Below are 21,247 nucleotides of genomic sequence, written 5' to 3' on the forward strand. Positions count from 1 at the left end.
CATGACTGCACTCACTATTACCCCTGCACAACGTAAATCCCTCAAAGCTGACGCTCACGACCTAAGTCCTGTTGTCATGATTGGTGGCGATGGCTTAACACCTGCTGTAATCAAAGAAGCTAAATTAGCCATCAATCATCACGGATTAATCAAGATCCGTGTTTTTGGTGATGAGCGTGAGGCACGTATTGCTATGTATGAAGAGCTTTGCGACAAACTTGATGCTGCTCCAGTTCAACATATCGGCAAGTTACTTGTGTTGTGGAAACCAAAAGATATGGTGGATGAGGCTTTTAGTAATCTAGGTAGATCAAGTAAGCAAACTAAAAAATCTTTGCAGGCTCCTCGTACGAAACGCCAGCCAAATCGTGCTCCAGCAAAAGCCGGTGTCCGCACGAGTACCTCTGAAAGATCGGATCGTCGCTCTGCTTCAAATGCGGCACCATTTGCACGTGCTGCGGCAGTGAAATCGGCAACACCTAAGAAGCGGGTTTTACGCTCTGAAGCGGCTGAGTCAAAAATTGGCTGGTCTTCTCCCGGCTACAGAAAAGCGGTTGCTGCGCCAGCACCGATTAAGAAGCGTAAAGTCAGAATGAGCAGCACTAAGAAAAAGTCACTTGGCTCTTAATTCAAGCAAGTGAAATACAAAAACGCCGCTAGTCGGCGTTTTTTGTTGCCCGCCAAACCAAGGCTAGGCCAAGTGCCGCTTGAATCATAAAGATTGCACTAGAAACACCATGGAGGCGTGAAAATAATGTGGCATTAGTGGACTCGCGAACCGACAAGCCTGAATAGAGCGCTTGATCTCTCAACGAATCCATCCAAGGAATAATGATGAATGCTGCAGCAACAGTGCATGCGAGCATTCCCAATAAGATCCAACGAACGATGCGGTAACGGTCGCCACCCCGTCTTACTAGGTGATTTGCCATCACCATTAGAAATGCGCTTAAGGCGACACCGATATAGGCAGTGGTTTTGAAGAGATTTGCTGCAATCATGCCGGCAACCTGTCTGTCTCCCAAACTAGAGAACAAAACAGGCACCACCAGAAATCCAATGGCGATGAAACTACCAACCCAAAGACCTGATATCAGGCTAAATATTCTTTGGGTGCGGATGTGGGGCATTAGACGTAACGCACAGCCAAGATTTCAACTTCGCGATTGCCACCTGGGGCTTGTACAGCAACAACGTCACCCTCTTCTTTACCTATTAATGCACGAGCTATCGGTGAGCTGATGGAGATTTTCTTAACGGCAATATCCGCCTCATCATCTCCAACGATTTGATAGGTGAGCTTAGTGCCATCTTCTAAATCCTCAAGATCAACAGTAGCACCAAATACTATGCGGCCAGCAACATCCAAAGTAGCAGGGTCAATAATTTGAGCTGCCGATAACTTGCCTTCTAATTCTTGAATGCGGCCTTCAATGAAGCCCTGCTTCTCTTTAGCAGCATCGTATTCAGCATTCTCAGAGAGATCACCTTGAGCGCGAGCCTCGGAGATGGCATTAATAACAGAAGGACGTTCAACATGTTTAAGACGGTGCAGCTCCTCTTTGAGAAGTTCTGCACCGCGCTTAGTAATCGGAATTGTGCTCATGAAACTAACCTAACTTAAATTCTTGCGCAAAATCGCGCGTATAAAAGTTAATTTTAGATTAAATGAGCTCCCGATGTAAGTTTTGCAAGGAATAAACCTCGAGGGAGTCGAGTCGGCCATTTTCAGAGGCCAACAAACCATCCATCACTGCTCGTGCGGCACTAATAGTTGTGTAATAAGTAACGCCATTAGCCTGAGCGCTGGTTCGAATCGATCTAGAGTCAGCAATCGCCGTCCGGGTCTCATCCACAGTAGTAAATACCAGTGAAATCTCGCCATTCTTAATGAAATCCACAATATGGGGGCGTCCATCCTTTACTTTGTTGACTACTTTTACGGGTAAGCCAGCCGCTTCAATTGCTGCCGCAGTACCTTTAGTGGCAACCATCGGGAAGCCCAGTTGATGTAACAACTTAGCGACTTCAATTGCTTTTGGCTTGTCGCTATCTTTGACGGTCAAAAGAACTGTTCCGCTCTTCGGTAATTTGATGCCAGCGCCCAACTGTGACTTAAATAAAGCCTCGCCAAAGGTCTTGCCAACACCCATCACTTCGCCAGTGGAGCGCATTTCTGGTCCGAGAATTGGATCAATGCCTGGGAATTTATTAAATGGAAATACGGCTTCTTTAACCGAGAAGTATGGCGGTTTCACTTCTGTTTTGATACCCTGCTGTTCTAGTGTCTGACCAACCATACAACGCGCGGCAATCTTTGCAAGCTGTAGGCCTGTTGCCTTAGATACGAAAGGTACAGTACGAGATGCTCGCGGATTAACCTCAAGGACATAAATTACATCTTTGCCATCTACATTCTGAATCGCAAACTGGACGTTCATCAGGCCAACAACATTGAGACCTTTGGCCATAGCTGCAGTTTGACGCTTAATCTCTTCTACAGTCGCATCAGATAAAGAATATGGAGGTAATGAGCAGGCTGAATCACCTGAGTGAACACCGGCTTGCTCAATATGTTCCATGACGCCACCGATAAACACGGCTGTGCCATCGCTGATGCAATCGACGTCACATTCGATAGCATCATTCAAGAAGCGATCTAGCAGCACAGGAGAGTCATGGGATACCTTAACGGCTTCACGCATGTAACGCTCAAGGTCGCGACCATCATGAACGATTTCCATTGCACGACCACCCAAGACATAGGAAGGACGAACCACTAATGGATAACCAATTTCCTCGGCAAGCTTGAGAGCCTCTTCTTCAGTACGCGCTGTACGGTTAGGTGGCTGACGCAATCCGAGATCCTGTAGTAGCTTCTGGAAGCGTTCGCGATCTTCTGCTGCATCAATCATATCTGGTGAAGTGCCGATAATTGGAACACCATTGCGCTCAAGATCTAAAGCCAATTTCAAAGGAGTTTGACCGCCGTATTGAACAATGACGCCCTTTGGTTTTTCTTTAGCAACAATCTCCAATACATCTTCAAGAGTTAGAGGCTCAAAGTACAGGCGATCTGAGGTGTCGTAGTCAGTCGATACGGTTTCAGGGTTGCAGTTAACCATGATGGTTTCGTAGCCATCATCACGCATTGCTAAAGCAGCATGCACACAGCAATAGTCAAACTCAATGCCTTGACCAATTCGGTTAGGACCGCCACCCAAAACCATGATCTTCTCTTTATTGGTTGGCTGTGACTCGCACTCGCCATGTTCTGCTTCGTATGTTGAATACAGATAAGCAGTATTAGTCGAGAATTCAGCCGCGCAAGTATCTACACGCTTATAGACAGGAACAACATTTAAACGATGGCGCGCAGCACGAACGGACGCAGCGTCAACTTTGAGTAACTTTGCTAAGCGGCGATCGGAGAAACCTTTTTGCTTTACAAAGCGTAACTCAGGAGCTGTTAGGCTATCGATCTTGCGCTGCTTAAGCTCAGTCTCAATGGTGATCAGTTCTTCAATTTGCTCCAGGAACCAAGGATCAACTTTAGTTTCACTATAGATCTCATCAAGACCCATACCCATGCGGAATGCGTCTGCCAAATACCAAATGCGATCTGGACCCGGCTCATTAATTTCATTAATGATGTCATCAAGGTCTGTGGATACTTCATCCAAGCCGTCAACACCAACCTCAAGACCGCGGAGCGCTTTTTGGAAAGACTCCTGGAAAGTCCGGCCAATGGCCATGACTTCGCCAACTGACTTCATCTGCGTTGTTAGGCGGGAATCAGCCTGCGGGAACTTTTCAAATGCAAAACGTGGAATCTTGGTAACAACGTAATCGATTGAAGGCTCAAATGATGCTGGTGTAGCGCCGCCAGTAATATCATTCTTGAGTTCATCAAGGGTATAACCCACGGCCAATTTAGCCGCAATCTTTGCAATTGGGAAGCCTGTAGCCTTTGATGCTAAAGCCGAGGAACGGGATACCCTTGGATTCATCTCAATGACGATCATGCGACCATCTACTGGATTAATTGAGAACTGAACGTTAGACCCACCGGTATCAACGCCAATTTCTCTCAGAACCGCAATCGATGCATTACGCATGATTTGATATTCTTTATCCGTCAACGTTTGCGCAGGCGCTACGGTAATTGAGTCACCGGTATGCACACCCATTGGATCCAAGTTTTCAATTGAACAAACGATGATGCAGTTGTCATTGCGATCGCGCACGACTTCCATCTCGAATTCTTTCCAGCCCAAGAGAGACTCTTCGATCAAGAGCTCACGTGTTGGTGATAAATCGAGACCACGTTTACAAATCTCTTCAAATTCTTCACGGTTATAGGCAATACCTCCACCTGATCCGCCCATGGTGAATGATGGACGAATGACTACCGGGAAACCTGAGCTGCCAGTTTGCTTCTGAATTTGCTGCTGAACCTCATGTGCCTCATCCATTGAGTGCGCAATGCCGGATTTTGCAGAGCCTAGGCCAATTTTGGTCATAGCCTCTTTAAACTTTTGGCGATCTTCTGCTTTATCAATGGCTTCTGGTGAAGCGCCAATCAATTCGCAGCCGTATTTCTCTAAAACACCATGACGGTGCAGATCTAACGCGCAGTTCAGTGCAGTCTGACCACCCATGGTTGGCAAAATGGCATCAGGCTTTTCAGTAGCAATAATGCGTTCAACTACCTCCCAAGTAATCGGCTCGATGTATGTAACATCAGCCATCTCTGGATCAGTCATGATGGTTGCAGGATTGCTGTTGACCAAAATAACTTTGTAGCCTTCATCACGCAATGCCTTACAAGCTTGCGCTCCAGAGTAGTCAAACTCACAGGCCTGTCCAATCACAATCGGACCAGCTCCAATAATCAGGATGCTCTTAATGTCGCTACGCTTAGGCATTATTTGCCCTCCTTCTTGGCAGCATTCATTAGCTCCACAAAACGATCAAATAAATAGGCAATGTCATGAGGACCTGGTGAGGCCTCAGGATGTCCTTGGAAACACAGTGCTGGCTTGTCATTCCATGCCAAACCTTGTAAAGATCCATCAAATAAAGACACGTGGGTTACGCGAATATTGCTTGGTAATGTATTGGCATCAACAGCAAATCCATGGTTTTGAGAAGTGATGGCAACACGGCCTGTATCTAGATCTTTTACAGGGTGATTAGCGCCATGGTGGCCGAACTTCATCTTCAATGTCTTGGCGCCTGCTGCAAGACCCATGATTTGATGTCCTAGACAGATGCCAAAGGTCGGAACACCCTTTTCTATAATTTCTTTAGCGGCAGTGATAGCGTAATCACAAGGACCAGGATCGCCAGGGCCATTTGAGAAGAACACGCCATCTGGATTCATGGCCAGCACTTCTGCTGCGCTAGTTTGTGCTGGCACAACTGTTAATTGACAGCCACGCTCAGTCAGCATTCGCAAGATATTGCGTTTCACACCAAAGTCGTAAGCAACTACCTTTTTGATTGGCTTGCTAGTATCTAATGCTCTATAAGCAGGCTTGCCATTTGGCCCATGAAGATCCCATTCAGCCTCGCGCCACTCATAGGCTTTCTTAGTAGTCACAACCTTTGCAAGATCTAAGCCTGACATACCAGGGAAAGCTTTAGCAAGTTCAAGAGCCTTCGCGCCTAAAGATTCATAGCTATCACCTAATTTGCCAGCAACAATAGCGCCGGATTGAGCGCCCTTATCACGCAGAGTTCTGGTGAGCTTGCGTGTATCAATGCCAGCAATCCCTAAAACACCAGCTTTGGTAAGGCAGTCATCCAAGGAGCCCTCTGAGCGGAAATTGGATACGCGTTTTGGAAGATCCTTCACCACCAAGCCTGCCGCATGAATCTGATCTGATTCCGCATCTTGAGCATTTACACCGACATTACCGATATGCGGGTAAGTTAAGGTAACAATTTGGCGTGAGTAGCTAGGATCAGTAATGATCTCTTGATATCCAGTCAATGCAGTATTGAATACGACTTCACCAGTAGTTTCGCCAGGGGCGCCAATGCTAAAACCGGGAAATAATGTGCCGTCGGCTAGGGCCAACACGGCTGGGGGAAAAGAAGGAAGCAAGGGTGACAAACCATCTCCAGTCCCTGCTCCATCCGACGCTCAAAACCCCACAAAAGACTAGCCCGGGGATATTTTTGCGGGTGGTGAGTGTCTTTAAGCGCTAGGGTATTTATTAAGTTTCGAACCTTGCAATCATAACATTTTTGCTCGTAAACCCTTGGATATACAGCCAAATGGGGGCTGGAAGGTAAAAAGCTCCCCTAGCCTAATGGCTGGGAGAGCAATTTATCCAAAAATGGGTGTTGTTTTAAGCCTTGGCGCTTTGCTCAATGATGGTCTTAATTTGAGCTAACACAGACTGGTCATCCATCGTGCTGATATCGCCAGGATCGCGTCCTTCAGCTACAGCCTGAAGTGCACGACGAACGATTTTTCCTGAACGCGTCTTCGGTAAAGCCGTAACTATATAAACCCGGCCAGGTCGTGCAATCGCCCCTAAGGTGGTGTCTACAGTCTTCATGCACTCCGCTTCCAAGGTAGCAGTATGGGAGGCATCTTTTGGAATCACAAAGGCAATCGCGGCTTGTCCCTTTAATTTATCTTCAATACCAACCACGGCAACTTCTGAAACATTCGGATGGCTAGAAATACTTTCTTCGATTTCGCGAGTACCAAGACGATGTCCAGCTACGTTGATCACGTCATCCGTACGACCCAAGATGAAGAAATAGCCATCTTTGTCTTTAATGCCCCAGTCAAAGGTGGAGTAAATTAATTTGCCTGGAATTGTTTCCCAATAAGTACTAACAAAGCGCTTGTCATCGCCCCAAATAGTTTGCATGCAACCTGGAGGTAATGGACCTTCAATAGCAATGACACCCTTCTGATCTGGACCCAGCTCTTCGGAAGTAGCGTCATCAAGCAACTTCATGTTGTAACCAAATGATGGCACACCTGGTGAACCAAATTTATGTGGCATGACTTCAACGCCACGTTGAATAGCAAGCATTGGCCAACCTGTTTCTGTCTGCCAGTAGTTATCGACAATTGGCTTATTAATTGCGCCATGAATCCAGCTGGCAGTCGGTTCATCCAAGGGCTCACCCGCCAAGAACAGAGCGCGCAATTTAGAAAGGTCATACTTGGTTAAGAAAGCGGGATCTTGTTTCTTCAGAACGCGAACTGCTGTTGGAGCAGAAAACATGACTGACACTTTGTACTTATTTACTAGCTCCCACCAAATGCCTGCATCAGGACGCAAGGGAGTGCCCTCGTACATGATCGTGGCCATACCAGATAGCAATGGCGCATAAATAATGTAGCTGTGGCCAACAACCCAACCAATATCAGACGTACAGAACATGGCCTCACCAGCATTGCCGGTAAAGATATGTTTCATCGAGGCGGCGAGAGCCACTGCATAGCCGCCTGTATCACGCTGAACACCTTTAGGCTTTCCAGTTGTACCGGAGGTATACAAAATATAGGAAGGATGTGTTGCATCAACCCATTCAACAGGCACTACATCATTTAAATGTTTTTGGCGTTCGCTTGCGTAATCTAAATCACGTCCAGCGACGGTGGTGAATTCAGTCAAACCACGATTCACAATCAAAACCTTTTCAGGTTTGTATTCAGCCAGCGTAATTGCTTCATCAAGCAATGGCTTATAAGGAACTGCTTTGCCACCACGTGCACCTGCTTCTGCAGTAACAATCAGCTTTGGTTTTGCATCATCAATGCGAGATGCCAAGCTGTGGGATGCAAAGCCACCAAATACAACAGAGTGAATGGCGCCAATGCGGGCGCAGGCAAGCATAGCAAAACAAGCTTCAGCAATCATTGGCATGTAAATGAGTACACGATCACCCTTTTTAACGCCCGCTGCTTTGTAAATTGCTGCCATACGATTCACTTCTTCGTATAACTCTTTAAAGGTATATACCTTCTCTTGATTGGTTTCTGTAGAAACCGCAACCAAGGCAATTTGATCTGGACGATCTTTTAAGTGACGATCAACTGCGTTGTAGCAAAGATTCGTTGAGCCACCCTCAAACCATTTAGCAAATGGTGGGTTGTCGTAATTAAGAACTTTGTTAAAAGGTTTTTCCCAATGTATTAACTGCGCTTGCTCACCCCAAAATCCATCCGGGTCTTTAATTGAACGTTCGTGGTGTGCTTTGTAGGACATGGTCAACCTGATCTCTTAAAAAGTTACTCAAATTATTGGCTCTTGCTCACCCCTTTACTAGCGTTGCTGCTGGTTGAGGCAGGTGAACTACCATTTTTCGCAGATTTTGCAAGCCCTGTCGATGCGGATTTATGCTGAGATGCAGCATTTTTTCCAGAAGAATTACCCTTAGAGGCGACCTTATCTACTGTTTTGGTGTTTCTGGGTGCTACACATTTACTTGATTTAGCCCCTTTTGCACCCTTTGCCGGTTTGGGGCATTTGGGTGCAGGTGGAGCTGGCTTTTCTAAGCTGAGGCTAGCATTTTCTGCCATGGCACTTGAAACATCACCCGGCCTGAGACTGGTTTTAGGGACCAGCACTGTAGAGCCCGACCGTATACGCATTCCCCTTGGAATGCCGTTGACCTCGCGCAGAGTATCTACATCAACCCCTAACGTTTTAGCTGCCTGATCAACACTTTCTGTTTTGGATACTTGAACAGCAGTCCACGACGAAAGAGGTTTAGGGTATTGCTTGAGGTTATCTTGAAAGATCTCAGCATGCGCAAACGGCAACAGAATTTGCTGGTTAGCATTACTTAAAATAACCGGCTTATTGAATGATGGATTCAGGCTATAAAATTCATCCGCTGGTATATCGGCCAACTTAATAACTAGGGCAACATCAATATCGCTACCCACATCAACTGCAACAAAATATGGGTGATTTTCTAACTCAGGAAGCACAATGCCATATGCCTGTGGATCCAACACAATTTGACGATACGCCATTAATTTAGGAACGTAATTTCTAGTTTCGCGCGGTAAGGTCAAGCTCTCATAATCTATAGGCAAGCCTGCAGCGGCATTACGCTTTTGCGCTTTCGTAATATTGCCGGCACCCCAGTTGTAAGCTGCTAAGGCGAGCTCCCAGCTACCGAATTGATTATTCAAACGTTGTAGGTAATCCAAGGCCGCATCCGTTGACTGCACAATATCTCGTCGCTCATCTCTAAATACGTTTTGTGTGAGACGAAAGTCTTTGCCGGTGGCAGGCATAAATTGCCATAGACCCACAGCCTTTGCATTTGACTTTGCATTGGTTACAAACGCACTTTCAACAAATGGTAGTAATGCAATCTCGGTGGGCATATTGCGCGCATTTACTTCTTGAACGATGTAAAACAAATAGCGTGAAGAACGCGTCATCGAGCGATTTACATAGTCTGGTCTTGCAGCCAACCAGCGAACCTGTTCGATCTCTAACGGGCTATTCATGGGCTCCATTTGAAAGCCATCCCGAATGCGTATCCACAGGTTGTCTGAAGGCGCATAAACCTTGCTGACGGATTGATTTTTGAGGTTAACCCTTGCAGCCCTAGAAGCTTTTGAATTCCCTCTAGTTGGCGTATCAGAAGACCAATCGCCAGTGCTAGCGCAACCACTTAACAAAGCAGTAATCACTACTACTGCATACATCATTCGCATTAGAAGCGATCTTTCCAGCCACGAATGACTGCCAATACATGTGCAGGCGTTGGCAATGATGTCTGACCTGAAACCTCCTTAGCCATTGCAATGACTTCAGCTTGATCACAGCGCATGAATGGATTAACTTGCAGCTCTTGTCCAATAGTCGTTGGAAGAGTTGGCAAACCCTGCTCTCGCAGAGCTTTAGCCTGGTCGGCCCATGAGAGTAGATTGAGGTTGTTAGGCTCTACTGCTAAAGCAAAACGAATATTCGATAAGGTGTACTCATGAGTGCAATACACCAAAGTATTTTTTGGAAGTAAAGCGAACTTATCTAGCGACTCGGACATTTGCGTAGGCGTACCTTCGAACAATCTTCCACAACCCGAGGCGAATAAAGTATCTCCACAGAACAGCATTGGTTCAACAACATTTGCTTGCATGTTTGCAAAATAAGCAATGTGACTTAAGGTATGCCCAGGAACTTCGAGAACCTTCAAGCTAATGCGTGGGGAAGCAATTTCAAATTTATCGTCCTGCATTACGACATTAGTACGACCTGGAATATTGTCACCAACTGGGCCATAAACAGGCAGATCTGCACCCAAACTTTGCAATAAGTTGAGAATGCCACCCGTATGGTCTGCATGGTGGTGGGTAATGAGAATGCCCTTGAGGGTCAAATGATTTGAGCTCAGGTACTGCAAAACTGGTGCTGAATCACCTGGATCCACCACTAAAGCAGAGCTGCCATCGTGAATGCACCAGATATAGTTATCATCAAAAGCCGGAATGGGCCAAACCTGCAATAAAGTATTCTTATCCATAGACCGATGATACCAACCCCACCCATACCCTCTCAGACACCTGCACCTCCCTGGAGCTCATGGGAAAAATGGCTCCAATCCCCTCCTGGACGCTATGTTCTAGCTTGGGAGCAACGGTGTTTTGACCAAATTGTTGCTGATGTCTTTGGCTTTCATGCGTTGCAAATAGGCCTACCTCAGATAAACGCGTTAAGTGAAAATCGCATGCCTTTGCATGCCATCCTCATTCACTCTAACGACAGCCGCTCTCAAGCTGGCAATTACAACTGGCATTTGATTGAAGGTGACTCGACAGACCTCCCTTTTGCCAGCGATAGCCTAGATCTGATTGTGCTGCCGCATGTTTTAGAATTTGCTACAGACCCCCATCAAATATTGCGCGAAGTCGATCGAGTGCTTCGACCTGAGGGTCGTTTAATTATTTCCGGCTTCAACCCAGCAAGCCTCTGGGGTGCCAGACAATATCTGAGTAGATTGGTAGGCACTCCCTATCTACCTAGAGATGGTCAATTTATTAGTCTGATCCGAATTAAAGACTGGTTGGAGTTACTTAACTTCTCTTTAGACCGCGGTCACTTTGGCTGCTATAAATTTCCCTTGCAAGGCGAAGCTGTGATGGGCAAGATGAATTTTCTTGAAAAAATGGGGAATCGTTGGTGGCCCATATTTGGGGCTGTTTTCTTAGTTTCAGCCATTAAACGCCAACAAGGAATACGCCTCATTGGCCCGGCATCACTTGTCCGCATACCAGCCATTAAGCAGTTAAGTCCTGCTGCCGAGCGTAGCAATATGCAAAAACGCCTCAAAAACAGCAATACCAAGTAAATTATTGCCATGCCGCAATCGAAATTCCACCCCCACCATCCTCATATCGTGATCTACACAGATGGCGCCTGTAAAGGCAATCCTGGGCCTGGCGGCTGGGGGGCTGTTTTGCGATCAGGCGGTCATGAAAAGCATATTCATGGGGGTGAAAAGCTCACCACCAACAACCGCATGGAAATTTGTGCCGTTATTTTTGCCTTAAAAGCACTGAAACAACGCAGCACTGTCGAGCTATGGACGGACTCTCAATACGTACAAAAGGGCGTCACAGAATGGCTAGAGGGTTGGAAAAAAAGGGGTTGGAAGACCGCTAATAAGGATTCGGTCAAAAACGCAGATCTCTGGCAGGAGCTCGACTCCCTGCTCCCAGGACATGAGATCTCCTGGCACTGGGTTAGAGGGCACAACGGACACCCCGGAAATGAGTTGGCCGACCAGTTGGCCAATAAGGGTGTTGAGGATTTTTTGCCATAGGGCAAATGCTCGTCGACAGCTTCCTTTTCAGCCATCTTATGAGAGAATGATCCTGCTCTAAATAGCTTAGAAACAGCATAAAACCCACATAAAACCTAGAAAAACGAGACTGTGTCAAAAATAGAATCCACCCTCGATAAGGCGTTTGCCAAACTCGTTCAATTAAAAGATGCTGGCAAAGTTCGCTTATGCGTCCTTTGGCAAAAATATTCACCCCAATTAGACCAAGTTAAGAAACTAGATTTCGCGACAGTAAAATCTTTTGTGATCAGATTTAAATGGCGCTTGCTATTAATTCTGCTCTTACTCTATGCGGGCTCAAAAGCATATGATTATTTTTTCCCAGCCTCTGCTAAATCTGGCGGCCCTGTCACCGTAACATCATTCGTAGTCCAGAAAAAAGATGTGCCGCTAATCATTGAGGCAACTGGCACCATTGTTTCCAATAGCATTGTTGACATTCGCCCAATGGTCACCAATACCGTCGCCACAATTCAGGTAAAAGATGGTCAAGAAGTTAAAGCTGGCGATCTGCTTTTTACCTTGGATGACCGCAACGATAAAGCCAACTATGAAAAGCTCAAAGCCCTTGCTGATGATGCTCAAAAACAGTACTTACGCGCCAAAGAATTGGTTGCTAAAAACTTTATTTCTAAAGCCGCTCTAGAAACTACGTTGGCAAATGCCAAGTCAGCACAAGCAGCAGCCCGCGCGGCAGAAGTGCAGCTTTCTTTTGATTACATTAAGTCCCCTATTGATGGTCGTGCTGGCATCGTCAATGTATTCCCGGGCTCCCTTGTCCAGGCTAGCAACATTGTTTCCACCGCGACCAGCTCAACTGCTACATCCAGCGTTGGATCCATGGTGACCATTACTCAATTAAACCCAATTGATGTTCAATTTGTCATTCCAGAAAAAGATATTCCGATCATCTTAGAGAACCAGTTAGATGGTGATGCGATGAATGTTACGGTGACTGTAGGCGATAGCGGCAAAAGAACTTACGAAGGAAAGGTGCTGGTCGTTGATAACCAAGTCGATCCTTCGATCGCGGCGGTACGCGTAAAAGCGCAAATCCCGAATGACGCCAAAACCCTCTTGCCAGGTGAATTTGCTCGCGTATCCCTAGTGGCCAATACTCTAAAGGATGCCTTAGCTATTCCATCGCAAGCAGTAGTGATCAATCCCCGCGGAAAATTGGTTTACGTGGTCGATAAAGATGACAAAGTTGCAGCCAAACCCGTGAAAGTAGTTTATGACTACCAAGGATTGTCTGTTGTTACCGGTATAGATGATGGCGATAGAGTAGTGGTTGAAGGTAAGCAGAATTTGCGTCCAGGAAGCAAAGTCCGCGAGGATAAATCAGCTGCACCGCAAGCAACTACTACCTCAACAACTCCAACAGCCCCAGAGAAAAAATGACACTATCCGAATTATGTATTCGGCGCCCGGTAATGACGGTGTTGCTCTCGATAGCAACAGTCATCGCAGGGGCTGTTGCCTACATGAAAATTCCAGTAGCTGCGCTACCTAGTTTTAATACGCCAGTTATTTCTGTAAGCGCATCTTTACCGGGTGCATCACCAGAAAATATGGCTGCCTCGGTAGCCCTTCCCCTTGAAAAAGAATTTTCGACGATTGATGGCATCACCGTAATTAGCTCCACTAATTCTTTGGGCAGTACGAGCATTACTTTGGAATTCAATAACGATCGAGATATTGATAAAGCCGCAGTTGACGTTCAAGCAGCTTTGTTGAGAGCCCAAAAGCGCTTACCGATTGAAATGACGGTGCCACCGTCCTACCGGAAGATAAATCCAGCCGACACTCCTGTTCTAGTGGTGCGCATGAGCTCGCCATCAATCAGTCTCTCAGATCTCAATCAATACGCAGAAAATTTACTTTCACCTAACTTATCAACCATTAGTGGTGTAGCGCAAGTTCTAGTTTATGGTGCAAAGCGTTATGCGGTTCGCGTACGAGTGCATCCCGACGCTCTTGCTAACCGCAATCTCACTATTGACGATATCGCCGTTGCTATCAACAAAGCCAACTCCAATAGTCCTGTAGGGGTTTTAGACGGGCCCCGTCAGGCCATCACTATTTATGCCAACCCACAACTAGTAGGACCTGAAGAGTTTGCCAATTTAATTGTTAGTCAAAAAAATGGTCTTCCGATCTACCTCAAGGACGTTGCCGATGTGATCGAGAGTTACGAGGATGTAAAAACATTGGCGAGTGCTAATGGAGAGCGCTCTATTGCGATTGCAGTATTGCGCCAACCGAGCGCGAATACTGTGGATGTTGTTAACTCCGTTAAGGCATTACTACCTCAATTACAAAAGCAGATGCCGGAATCTGTTCGTATGCAATTGTTGAATGATCGTTCGCTCTCCATTCTAGAAGCGATACATGACGTTAATCTCACATTGGCTTTAACGATCTTGTTGGTTGTTATGGTAATTTTCTTGTTCCTGAAACATGTTTCGGCGACAGTTATTCCCTCTATCAGCCTTCCAATCTCACTGATCGGGGCATTCTTTCTGCTCTATTTTTTGGGATACAGCTTAGACAACATCTCGCTTCTGGGTATTACGCTTGCTGTAGGCTTGGTTGTTGATGATGCAATTGTGGTGCTTGAAAACATCATGCGTTATGTTGAACAAGGTATGGACCCACTCAAAGCATCCCTCAAAGGTAGCAAAGAAGTGGGCTTTACGATTATTTCCATTTCTATTTCTTTGGTGGCTGTATTTATTCCGCTCTTCTTTATGGCTGGTCCTATTGGCCTTCTGTTTAGAGAATTTGCGGTAGTGGTTTCCCTTTCAATTTTGGTATCAGCAGTCGTATCGCTGACGGTTGTGCCGATGCTTTGCAGTCGCTTCCTACCAAAACCAGGTCAGCATGCCAAGGAATATGCCATCAACAAGAAGTTTGATCGCGTCTTTGACTGGATGCTGAAAACCTATATTCACTACCTAGATCTGGCCCTTAATAATCGTAAGAAAGTTCTATGGGGCGCCCTTTCCACCTTTGTCATTACCGTGGTGATGTTTGTCTATAGCCCGAAGGGTTTCTTTCCAGAAGAAGATATTGGGCAAATTCAAGCAACTACTGAGGCATCTGAAGATATCTCCTTTAAAGCGATGTTGGCACTTCAGGATAGAGCTGCAGAACTAGTGAATACAGACCCGAATGTGGATAGCTCTATTTCAGTCATTGGCGGTGGTGCGAGCTCAGGCTACAACACCGGCAGGATTTTTATCATTCTTAAGCCCAAGGGCGATCGCGCTAAGATGGCTCAGGTGATGGAGGGATTAAGAAATAAATTTAAAGAGATCCCCGGCCTTCAGGTCTACATGCGTCCGGTCCAGAATTTACAGCTTGGCGGCAAAAATAGTAAAAGCCGCTACCAATTTACTTTGCAAAGTGTTGGCTTTGAAGGCGTGAATGAATGGGCTGATAAGTTGATGCAAAAGATGCGTACCGACCCACTTTTCCGTGACGTTACCAGTGACTCACAGCTAAAAGGTCTCAACGTCAAGATCAATATTGATCGTGAAAAAGCGGCTAGTGCCGGCGTTACGATTGCTGACATCCGTACAGCCCTCTATTCTGCCTACGGTGAGAGGCAGGTATCTACTATCTACACACCAGTGAATACTTATTACGTGATCCTAGAAGCTGCTGAAGAAGATCGTCAATATGAGACGGATCTGAATAAGATTTTTGTAAGAGGTCGCGCAACCGACAAGCTGATTCCACTATCTAGCGTAGCTAGCTTCACTCGTGAAATCGGCCCAACCGCCGTAAACCATCAAGGGCAAATTCCGGCTGTAACCCTGTCATTCAACCTTGCTCCTGATGTCTTCCTTGGTGACGCCACGAAAAAGATTGAGGAATACACCAAGGAAATTGGCTTACCCGCTTCCATCATTACGAGTTACGGTGGAGATGCGGCAGTATTTAAAAGCAACCAATCAGGTCAGCTGATACTAATTCTATCGGCTCTAGGCGTAATTTATATATTACTTGGCGTGCTTTACGAGAGTTACATTCATCCGCTGACTATTTTGGCTGGTTTGCCATCTGCTGCGATTGGCGCCATCCTTGCTTTGCGCATCTTTGGCTTCGAGCTAACAGTCGTTGCATCGATCGGTATTTTATTATTGATCGGCATTGTTAAGAAAAATGCGATCTTAATGATTGACTTTGCCTTAGATGCTCAACGTAACCAAGGCATGTCTCCTGAAAAAGCCATTCGTGAAGCATGTATCTTGCGTTTCCGGCCTATTATGATGACAACCGTTGCCGCTCTCATGGGTGCACTTCCGATCGCATTTGGGCTGGGTGCTGGAGCAGAGTTACGTCAACCTTTAGGCATTAGCGTTGCAGGCGGCCTGATCTTTTCTCAGTTCGTAACGTTGATCATTACACCCGTGATTTATCTCTATTTGGATAAATATGCAGGCAATGGACCGATGGATATTCCACCAGCTGTTCTAGAGGGAACCTGATGCGTCAAGTGATTCTCGATACCGAAACTACTGGCCTTAATCCAGCCACCGGCGACCGCATTATTGAAATTGGCTGTGTTGAGATGGTTGGTCGTCGACTTACCGATAGAACCTTCCATTACTACATTAATCCTGAGCGTGATATTGATGCTGGCGCCTTTGCGGTCCACGGACTTTCTAGAGAGTTTTTATCTGATAAGCCAATCTTTGCAAACATCGTTGAGCAGTTAATTGAGTTTGTAGATGGCGCTGAAATTGTGATTCATAACGCAGCCTTCGATTTGGGATTCTTAGATAACGAGTTTGCCCTTCTAAAGCGCCCTCCCTTCAGAAATTTAGCCTCCAAGATTACCGACACACTGCTCGACGCGCGTCAAATGTTCCCTGGAAAGCGCAATTCATTAGATGCGCTGTGTGAACGCTTTTCAATTAGTAATAAACACCGTACTTTGCACGGCGCGTTATTAGACGCCCAGTTACTAGCTGAAGTTTACGTATCGATGACAAGGGGTCAAGAAGACCTTTCGATTGATCTGATTGACTACACAGTGGGAGCAGACTCTACTGGTCATACCAAAGCTTTACCAACTAATCTCATGGTGCTGTCTGCATCAGATGATGACCTTGAAAGCCATGAAAAAATCTTGGCAGAAATTGCCAAGGCAAGTAAAAAGGACCCCGTTTGGAGTCCTTTAAATGCTACTGCCTAATTAGTAGATTACTAGTTAGATTGCTGCGGCAATCGCCTTACCCAAATCATCTGTCTTAGCGGTGCCACCAAGATCTGGTGTCAATGGCGCATGTCCTGGACCAGATGCCAATACCTTTTCAATGGCACTAAATATTGCTTTACCAGCCTCTGGATAACCAAGGTGATCTAACATCATCGCCCCACTCCAGATCTGACCAATTGGGTTGGCGATCATTTTGCCAAAGATATCAGGCGCTGAACCGTGAACCGGCTCAAACAAGGAAGGGAATTTACCTTCAGGATTGATACTGCCAGATGGTGCTACCGCAATGGTGCCGGTACATGCAGGACCCAAATCCGAGAGAATGTCGCCAAATAAATTACTTGCAACGACAACGTCAAAGCGATCTGGATTCATAACGAAGTGAGCCGCCAAAATATCAATGTGGTATTTGTCGGCTCTTACATCGGCAAATTTCTTAGACATTGCCTCTACACGCTCATCCCAATAAGGCATAGTGATGGCAATACCATTTGATTTGGTTGCAGAAGTTAAATGCTTCTTAGGGCGACTTTGGGCTAAGTCAAAAGCGTATTGCAAAATTCGGTCAACACCCTGTCTAGTGAAGACAGATTCTTGAATCACGATTTCACGATCGGTATCCGGGAACATCTTGCCACCAACGCTGGAGTATTCACCTTCAGTGTTCTCACGCACCACAAAGAAATCGATGTCACCGGGCTTACGGTTGGCAAGTGGGCAAGGCACACCGGGCAATAAACGTACTGGACGCAAATTGACATACTGGTCAAAGCCACGGCGGAATTGAATTAAGCTGCCCCAGAGTGAAACATGGTCAGGCAGAATATCCGGCATACCTACAGCGCCAAAAAAGATCGCATCGTACTTCATGAGGATATCGAACCAATCATCCGGCATCATCTTCCCATGCTTGAGATAGTAATCACAGCTTGCAAAATCAAAATGATCAAACTGCATACCTAGATTAAATTTACGATTGGCTGCCTCTAGCGCACGTACGCCCTCCGGCATGACTTCTTTGCCAATACCATCCCCAGGAATAACGGCAATCTTTGGATTCTTAAATATTTTCTTTGCGTTCATAAATGATGTGTCTCGTTTTATTTTGTTGAAGATGAATTTTACAAATAACTAGCTAATAGCGCGACGGATTTCATCTGGCGCCTTCTTGCTACCCTTTTCAACTGATTCACTATCGTAATCAGTGGTATTTTCAATGGTCTCTGGAACAGCTTCTAGCATCCGAATATTGTCCTTGGGGCAGATTGGCGCTCCATAACTGGCCCACTTCTTGAGCAAAGTTACCTCGTAGCCACATTGCCCACATTTAGCCTTACTTCGACTAGCATTGCTAGGCCTTGGGGGCGGGAAAACAATCGCTTGATGCGGGTAAGGGCCAAGCTCCTGACTAATCATCATCAGTCTTACAGTGAGCTCCTCAGTGGCATGAGCCATTCTGGCAGGGCCTTCCAGACCCACCGTTTGAGCGATTCCCTTGAAATCTTCGCCATGGCCACTAAAACAGTCATCCACTGCATGGCAGAGTTCATGAACTAAGGTATCTAAAAGCTGAACAGGCTCATCCAACTTAGGGGAAATGAATATCTCATTTACGCCACCACCTGAGCGCTCACGTGGCCAGCATTGGCCTAGTGTTGTTCTAGGACTACTAGAGGCCGGGAATCCGCATGAGACCCTGACGGGAGGGATGGCATAACCTGCTTTTGAAAAGACCGGCTCAAGATGCCTTACGGCGTCTTCTAGCCAAGCCTCACGGACTGTATGTTGCTTCATTTAACTTCTCTTCTATCGAAATCTAGGACAAAAACCATCAATTGCGATCATACGCCACCATAAGTAGAATGAGTCCATGAAAGATCTAGAAAGCCTAAGCGCTACCCAAGCCATCAAAGCCCTCTCTAAGAGGGAAATTAAAGCCACTGATTTACTCCTATCCTGCCTAGACCGCATAGGACAAAAAGAGAGCGTTGTTAAGGCCTGGGCAAGCCTAGGAAAGGAAAATGCCTTATCTCGCGCCAAACAGCTTGATAAAGGTGCCTTTCAGGGCCTATTACATGGTCTCCCAATTGGGGTTAAGGATCTTTATGACACCTATGATTTGCCGACCTCCTATGGTTCACCCATTTACGCCAACCACTATCCAGTTGCCGATGCTGTGGCGGTTGCCCTGATGCGACAGTCTGGTGCCATTATTTTAGGCAAAACCGTTACAACAGAATTTGCAACATTTAAGAGTGGCTTAACAACAAATCCCCATAACCCAAAGCACACACCCGGCGGTTCTTCTAGCGGCTCTGCGGCTGCGGTAGCCGATTTTATGGTTCCACTAGCAACCGGCAGTCAAACTGCTGGCTCAATCATTCGCCCTGCGTCTTTTTGTGGTGTAGTGGGTTTTAAACCTAGTCATGGCAAAGTGAGTATTGCGGGAATTAAAAGTCTTTCTATAACACTCGACACCATGGGTTGCTTTGGTAGAACAGTAGAAGATGTGGGTCTTGGTGTAGCTGCCATGAGTGGCGATCATCAACTAGCAAATATTGAAGTCCTGCATAACAAACCCCGCATCGCCATTTGCAAAACATCTAGCTGGCCGTTTGCACAAAAAGAAACTGCTACAGCGCTTGCTGTTGCCCGGCATGCTGCCGAGATGATTGCTAAAGGCACCGTAATTGATCTGAAGTTACCAAAGACATGTGATGGACTCACCCAAGCGCAAACTCGCATCATGATCTCTGAAATGTCACGCAGCCTTACTTTTGAACGTGTGCATTACGCTAAAAAGCTCAGCCCACAACTTCTGAAGCAACTTAGTGAAGGCGCTGAAATTAGCTACGAGCAATATGCAAAAGATTTGAGCCTTGCCGATAAGTCAAGGGCGGCCATGGAAGACTTATTTAATAATGAAGTGGATATCTTGATAGCCCCAAGTGCAAATGGCGAAGCGCCCAACATTAAAGATGGTACTGGAGATCCTCTTTTTTCTAGAGCTTGGACTCTTCTAGGTTTGCCCTGCATCAATATCAATGTAAGCAGTGGCCCCAATGGATTGCCAGTAGGAGTTCAGCTCATTGCAGGCCCAGGTAAAGATCATTTCTTATTGAGTGCTGCCCGGGCATTTACATTGGCATTACCTGACCCCACCCTGCGAGATCAGGCTTAGCCAAGCCCTTAATCAAGAGTAATGTTTGCCGCTTTAATTGCTTTAGCCCAGAAAGGAAGTTCTTTCTTAACTAGCGCATCAGTTTGGTTTGGTCCCAAGTAACGAAGTTCAACACCAGCGGCATCGGCACGCTCTTTAATTTCAGGCAATGCCAAGCTCTGCTTTACAGAATTAGTGAGCTTGGTAACCACTGCTGCAGGTGTTCCTGCAGGCGCATAAAGGGCCACCCATGATTCCAACTGAAATGATGGTAGACCAGCTTCAGCGGTAGTTGGTACGTTTGGCATACCAGGGTGACGATTTTTGCCGGTCACAGCAAGCCCCTTGAGTTTTCCACTTTGGACGTGTTGCATGACTGAGGGTGGCGTACTAATAAATACCTGTACCTGCCCCGCCAAAACGTCCTGAATGGCTGGACCAGATCCCTTGTATGGAACATGCACCATATCCACACCAGTAGTTTGCTTGAAGATCTCAGTACCAATATGCGACACAGAACCATTGCCTTGTGAGGCGTAATTTAATTTACCTGGATTAGCTTTTGCGTACGCAATAAATTCCTTCAAATTATTTACCGGAACTGAAGGGTGCACTGCAATGACATTGGTTGAAACAGTCAGTAAGGCAATTGGAGAAAAATCTTTAATGGGATCCCACGGAAGCTTATCGAATAAAGCGGGATTACCAACGTGATAACCAGAATAGGAAATCAATAAGGTGTAGCCATCGGGTTTTGCTTTGGCAACATACTGATAGGCGGTATTGCCACTTGCTCCCGGCTTGTTGTCAACAATCACCGGTTGACCGATCACACGCGTCAACGGCTCACTTAATAGACGTGCCGAAGTATCAACCAGCCCACCAGGTGGATTGGGTACTACTAAAGTAATTGGACGATCCGGAAAGGATTGGGCCATAACTAGGCATGAAATCCCAAACCCCAAAATTACAAGCGCACTGCGTATCACCGAATATTTTTTCATTAGCGCTCCCCC

17 protein-coding genes are annotated in these 21,247 nt (G+C 46.2%); 7 read left to right on the forward strand and 10 right to left on the reverse strand.

Annotation, left to right across the window (positions count from 1 at the left end; all coding sequences use genetic code 11):
• Position 1: 1 nt before the first annotated feature.
• Positions 2 to 628: a YhbY family RNA-binding protein gene (locus ICN34_RS04740; RefSeq protein ID WP_072582461.1), complete on the forward strand. Its 627-nt coding sequence runs from the start codon at positions 2 to 4 to the stop codon at positions 626 to 628.
• Positions 629 to 656: 28 nt separating this feature from the next.
• Here the strand turns inward: ICN34_RS04740 and ICN34_RS04745 are convergent, their stop codons facing one another.
• The 7 genes from ICN34_RS04745 to gloB form a co-directional block, all read right to left on the reverse strand.
• The gene (locus tag ICN34_RS04745) at positions 657 to 1,130 is read right to left on the reverse strand and encodes a DUF4149 domain-containing protein (protein WP_072582462.1); all 474 of its coding nucleotides are present in this window, start codon (positions 1,128 to 1,130) and stop codon (positions 657 to 659) included.
• On the reverse strand, positions 1,130 to 1,606 hold the full coding sequence (gene greA / locus ICN34_RS04750; protein ID WP_072582463.1) for a transcription elongation factor GreA: 477 nt from the start codon (positions 1,604 to 1,606) through the stop codon (positions 1,130 to 1,132). Before greA ends, ICN34_RS04745 begins: the two co-directional genes overlap by 1 nt.
• A 58-nt stretch (positions 1,607 to 1,664) precedes the next feature.
• On the reverse strand, positions 1,665 to 4,928 hold the full coding sequence (carB, locus tag ICN34_RS04755; protein ID WP_216121094.1) for a carbamoyl-phosphate synthase large subunit: 3,264 nt from the start codon (positions 4,926 to 4,928) through the stop codon (positions 1,665 to 1,667).
• Positions 4,928 to 6,112 (reverse strand): glutamine-hydrolyzing carbamoyl-phosphate synthase small subunit, encoded by a 1,185-nt coding sequence (gene carA, locus ICN34_RS04760; RefSeq protein WP_216121096.1) that lies wholly within the window; start codon positions 6,110 to 6,112, stop codon positions 4,928 to 4,930. The genes carB and carA overlap by 1 nt, the downstream gene beginning before the upstream one ends.
• A gap of 247 nt (positions 6,113 to 6,359) precedes the next feature.
• Entirely contained in the window at positions 6,360 to 8,243 is a 1,884-nt protein-coding gene (locus ICN34_RS04765) for a propionate--CoA ligase (RefSeq protein WP_072582465.1), read from the reverse strand.
• Between the two features lie 32 nt (positions 8,244 to 8,275).
• A complete protein-coding gene (locus ICN34_RS04770; protein ID WP_255538577.1) occupies positions 8,276 to 9,706 on the reverse strand; it encodes a transglycosylase SLT domain-containing protein in 1,431 nt (476 codons plus the stop codon).
• Between the two features lie 5 nt (positions 9,707 to 9,711).
• Complete coding sequence (gene gloB, locus ICN34_RS04775) at positions 9,712 to 10,521, reverse strand: hydroxyacylglutathione hydrolase (protein ID WP_216121101.1); 810 nt, start codon at positions 10,519 to 10,521, stop codon at positions 9,712 to 9,714.
• A gap of 6 nt (positions 10,522 to 10,527) precedes the next feature.
• On the opposite strand from gloB, the gene ICN34_RS04780 reads away from it, so the two are divergent.
• The 5 genes from ICN34_RS04780 to dnaQ all read left to right on the forward strand — a co-directional run bounded on the left by ICN34_RS04780 (position 10,528) and on the right by dnaQ (position 17,047).
• A complete protein-coding gene (locus ICN34_RS04780) occupies positions 10,528 to 11,346 on the forward strand; it encodes a class I SAM-dependent methyltransferase (protein ID WP_216121103.1) in 819 nt (272 codons plus the stop codon).
• A gap of 9 nt (positions 11,347 to 11,355) precedes the next feature.
• Entirely contained in the window at positions 11,356 to 11,820 is a 465-nt protein-coding gene (gene rnhA / locus ICN34_RS04785; protein WP_216121105.1) for a ribonuclease HI, read from the forward strand.
• A 111-nt stretch (positions 11,821 to 11,931) separates the two neighbouring features.
• Entirely contained in the window at positions 11,932 to 13,242 is a 1,311-nt protein-coding gene (locus tag ICN34_RS04790) for an efflux RND transporter periplasmic adaptor subunit (RefSeq protein WP_072582469.1), read from the forward strand.
• Positions 13,239 to 16,337: an efflux RND transporter permease subunit gene (locus tag ICN34_RS04795; protein ID WP_216121107.1), complete on the forward strand. Its 3,099-nt coding sequence runs from the start codon at positions 13,239 to 13,241 to the stop codon at positions 16,335 to 16,337. The genes ICN34_RS04790 and ICN34_RS04795 overlap by 4 nt, the downstream gene beginning before the upstream one ends.
• On the forward strand, positions 16,337 to 17,047 hold the full coding sequence (gene dnaQ, locus ICN34_RS04800) for a DNA polymerase III subunit epsilon (protein ID WP_072582471.1): 711 nt from the start codon (positions 16,337 to 16,339) through the stop codon (positions 17,045 to 17,047). The genes ICN34_RS04795 and dnaQ overlap by 1 nt, the downstream gene beginning before the upstream one ends.
• Before the next feature lie 15 nt (positions 17,048 to 17,062).
• Here the strand turns inward: dnaQ and ICN34_RS04805 are convergent, their stop codons facing one another.
• Together ICN34_RS04805 and ICN34_RS04810 are read right to left on the reverse strand one after the other, a co-directional pair.
• The gene (locus tag ICN34_RS04805; RefSeq protein ID WP_216862533.1) at positions 17,063 to 18,154 is read right to left on the reverse strand and encodes a tartrate dehydrogenase; all 1,092 of its coding nucleotides are present in this window, start codon (positions 18,152 to 18,154) and stop codon (positions 17,063 to 17,065) included.
• A gap of 48 nt (positions 18,155 to 18,202) precedes the next feature.
• Positions 18,203 to 18,865 carry a SprT family zinc-dependent metalloprotease gene (locus tag ICN34_RS04810; RefSeq protein ID WP_072582473.1) on the reverse strand — a complete coding sequence of 221 codons (663 nt, stop codon included), beginning with the start codon at positions 18,863 to 18,865 and terminating at the stop codon, positions 18,203 to 18,205.
• A 76-nt stretch (positions 18,866 to 18,941) separates the two neighbouring features.
• Here ICN34_RS04810 and ICN34_RS04815 point away from each other — a divergent pair, with 76 nt between their 5' ends.
• Positions 18,942 to 20,252, forward strand: a complete 1,311-nt coding sequence (locus ICN34_RS04815; protein ID WP_072582474.1) for an amidase — start codon at positions 18,942 to 18,944, stop codon at positions 20,250 to 20,252.
• 8 nt (positions 20,253 to 20,260) lie between these two features.
• Here the strand turns inward: ICN34_RS04815 and ICN34_RS04820 are convergent, their stop codons facing one another.
• Positions 20,261 to 21,235 carry a tripartite tricarboxylate transporter substrate binding protein gene (locus ICN34_RS04820; protein WP_072582475.1) on the reverse strand — a complete coding sequence of 325 codons (975 nt, stop codon included), beginning with the start codon at positions 21,233 to 21,235 and terminating at the stop codon, positions 20,261 to 20,263.
• Positions 21,236 to 21,247 lie beyond the last annotated feature (12 nt).

The sequence above is a fragment of the Polynucleobacter sp. Tro8-14-1 genome, assembly GCF_018881655.1.
In the GTDB taxonomy this organism is placed as follows: domain Bacteria; phylum Pseudomonadota; class Gammaproteobacteria; order Burkholderiales; family Burkholderiaceae; genus Polynucleobacter.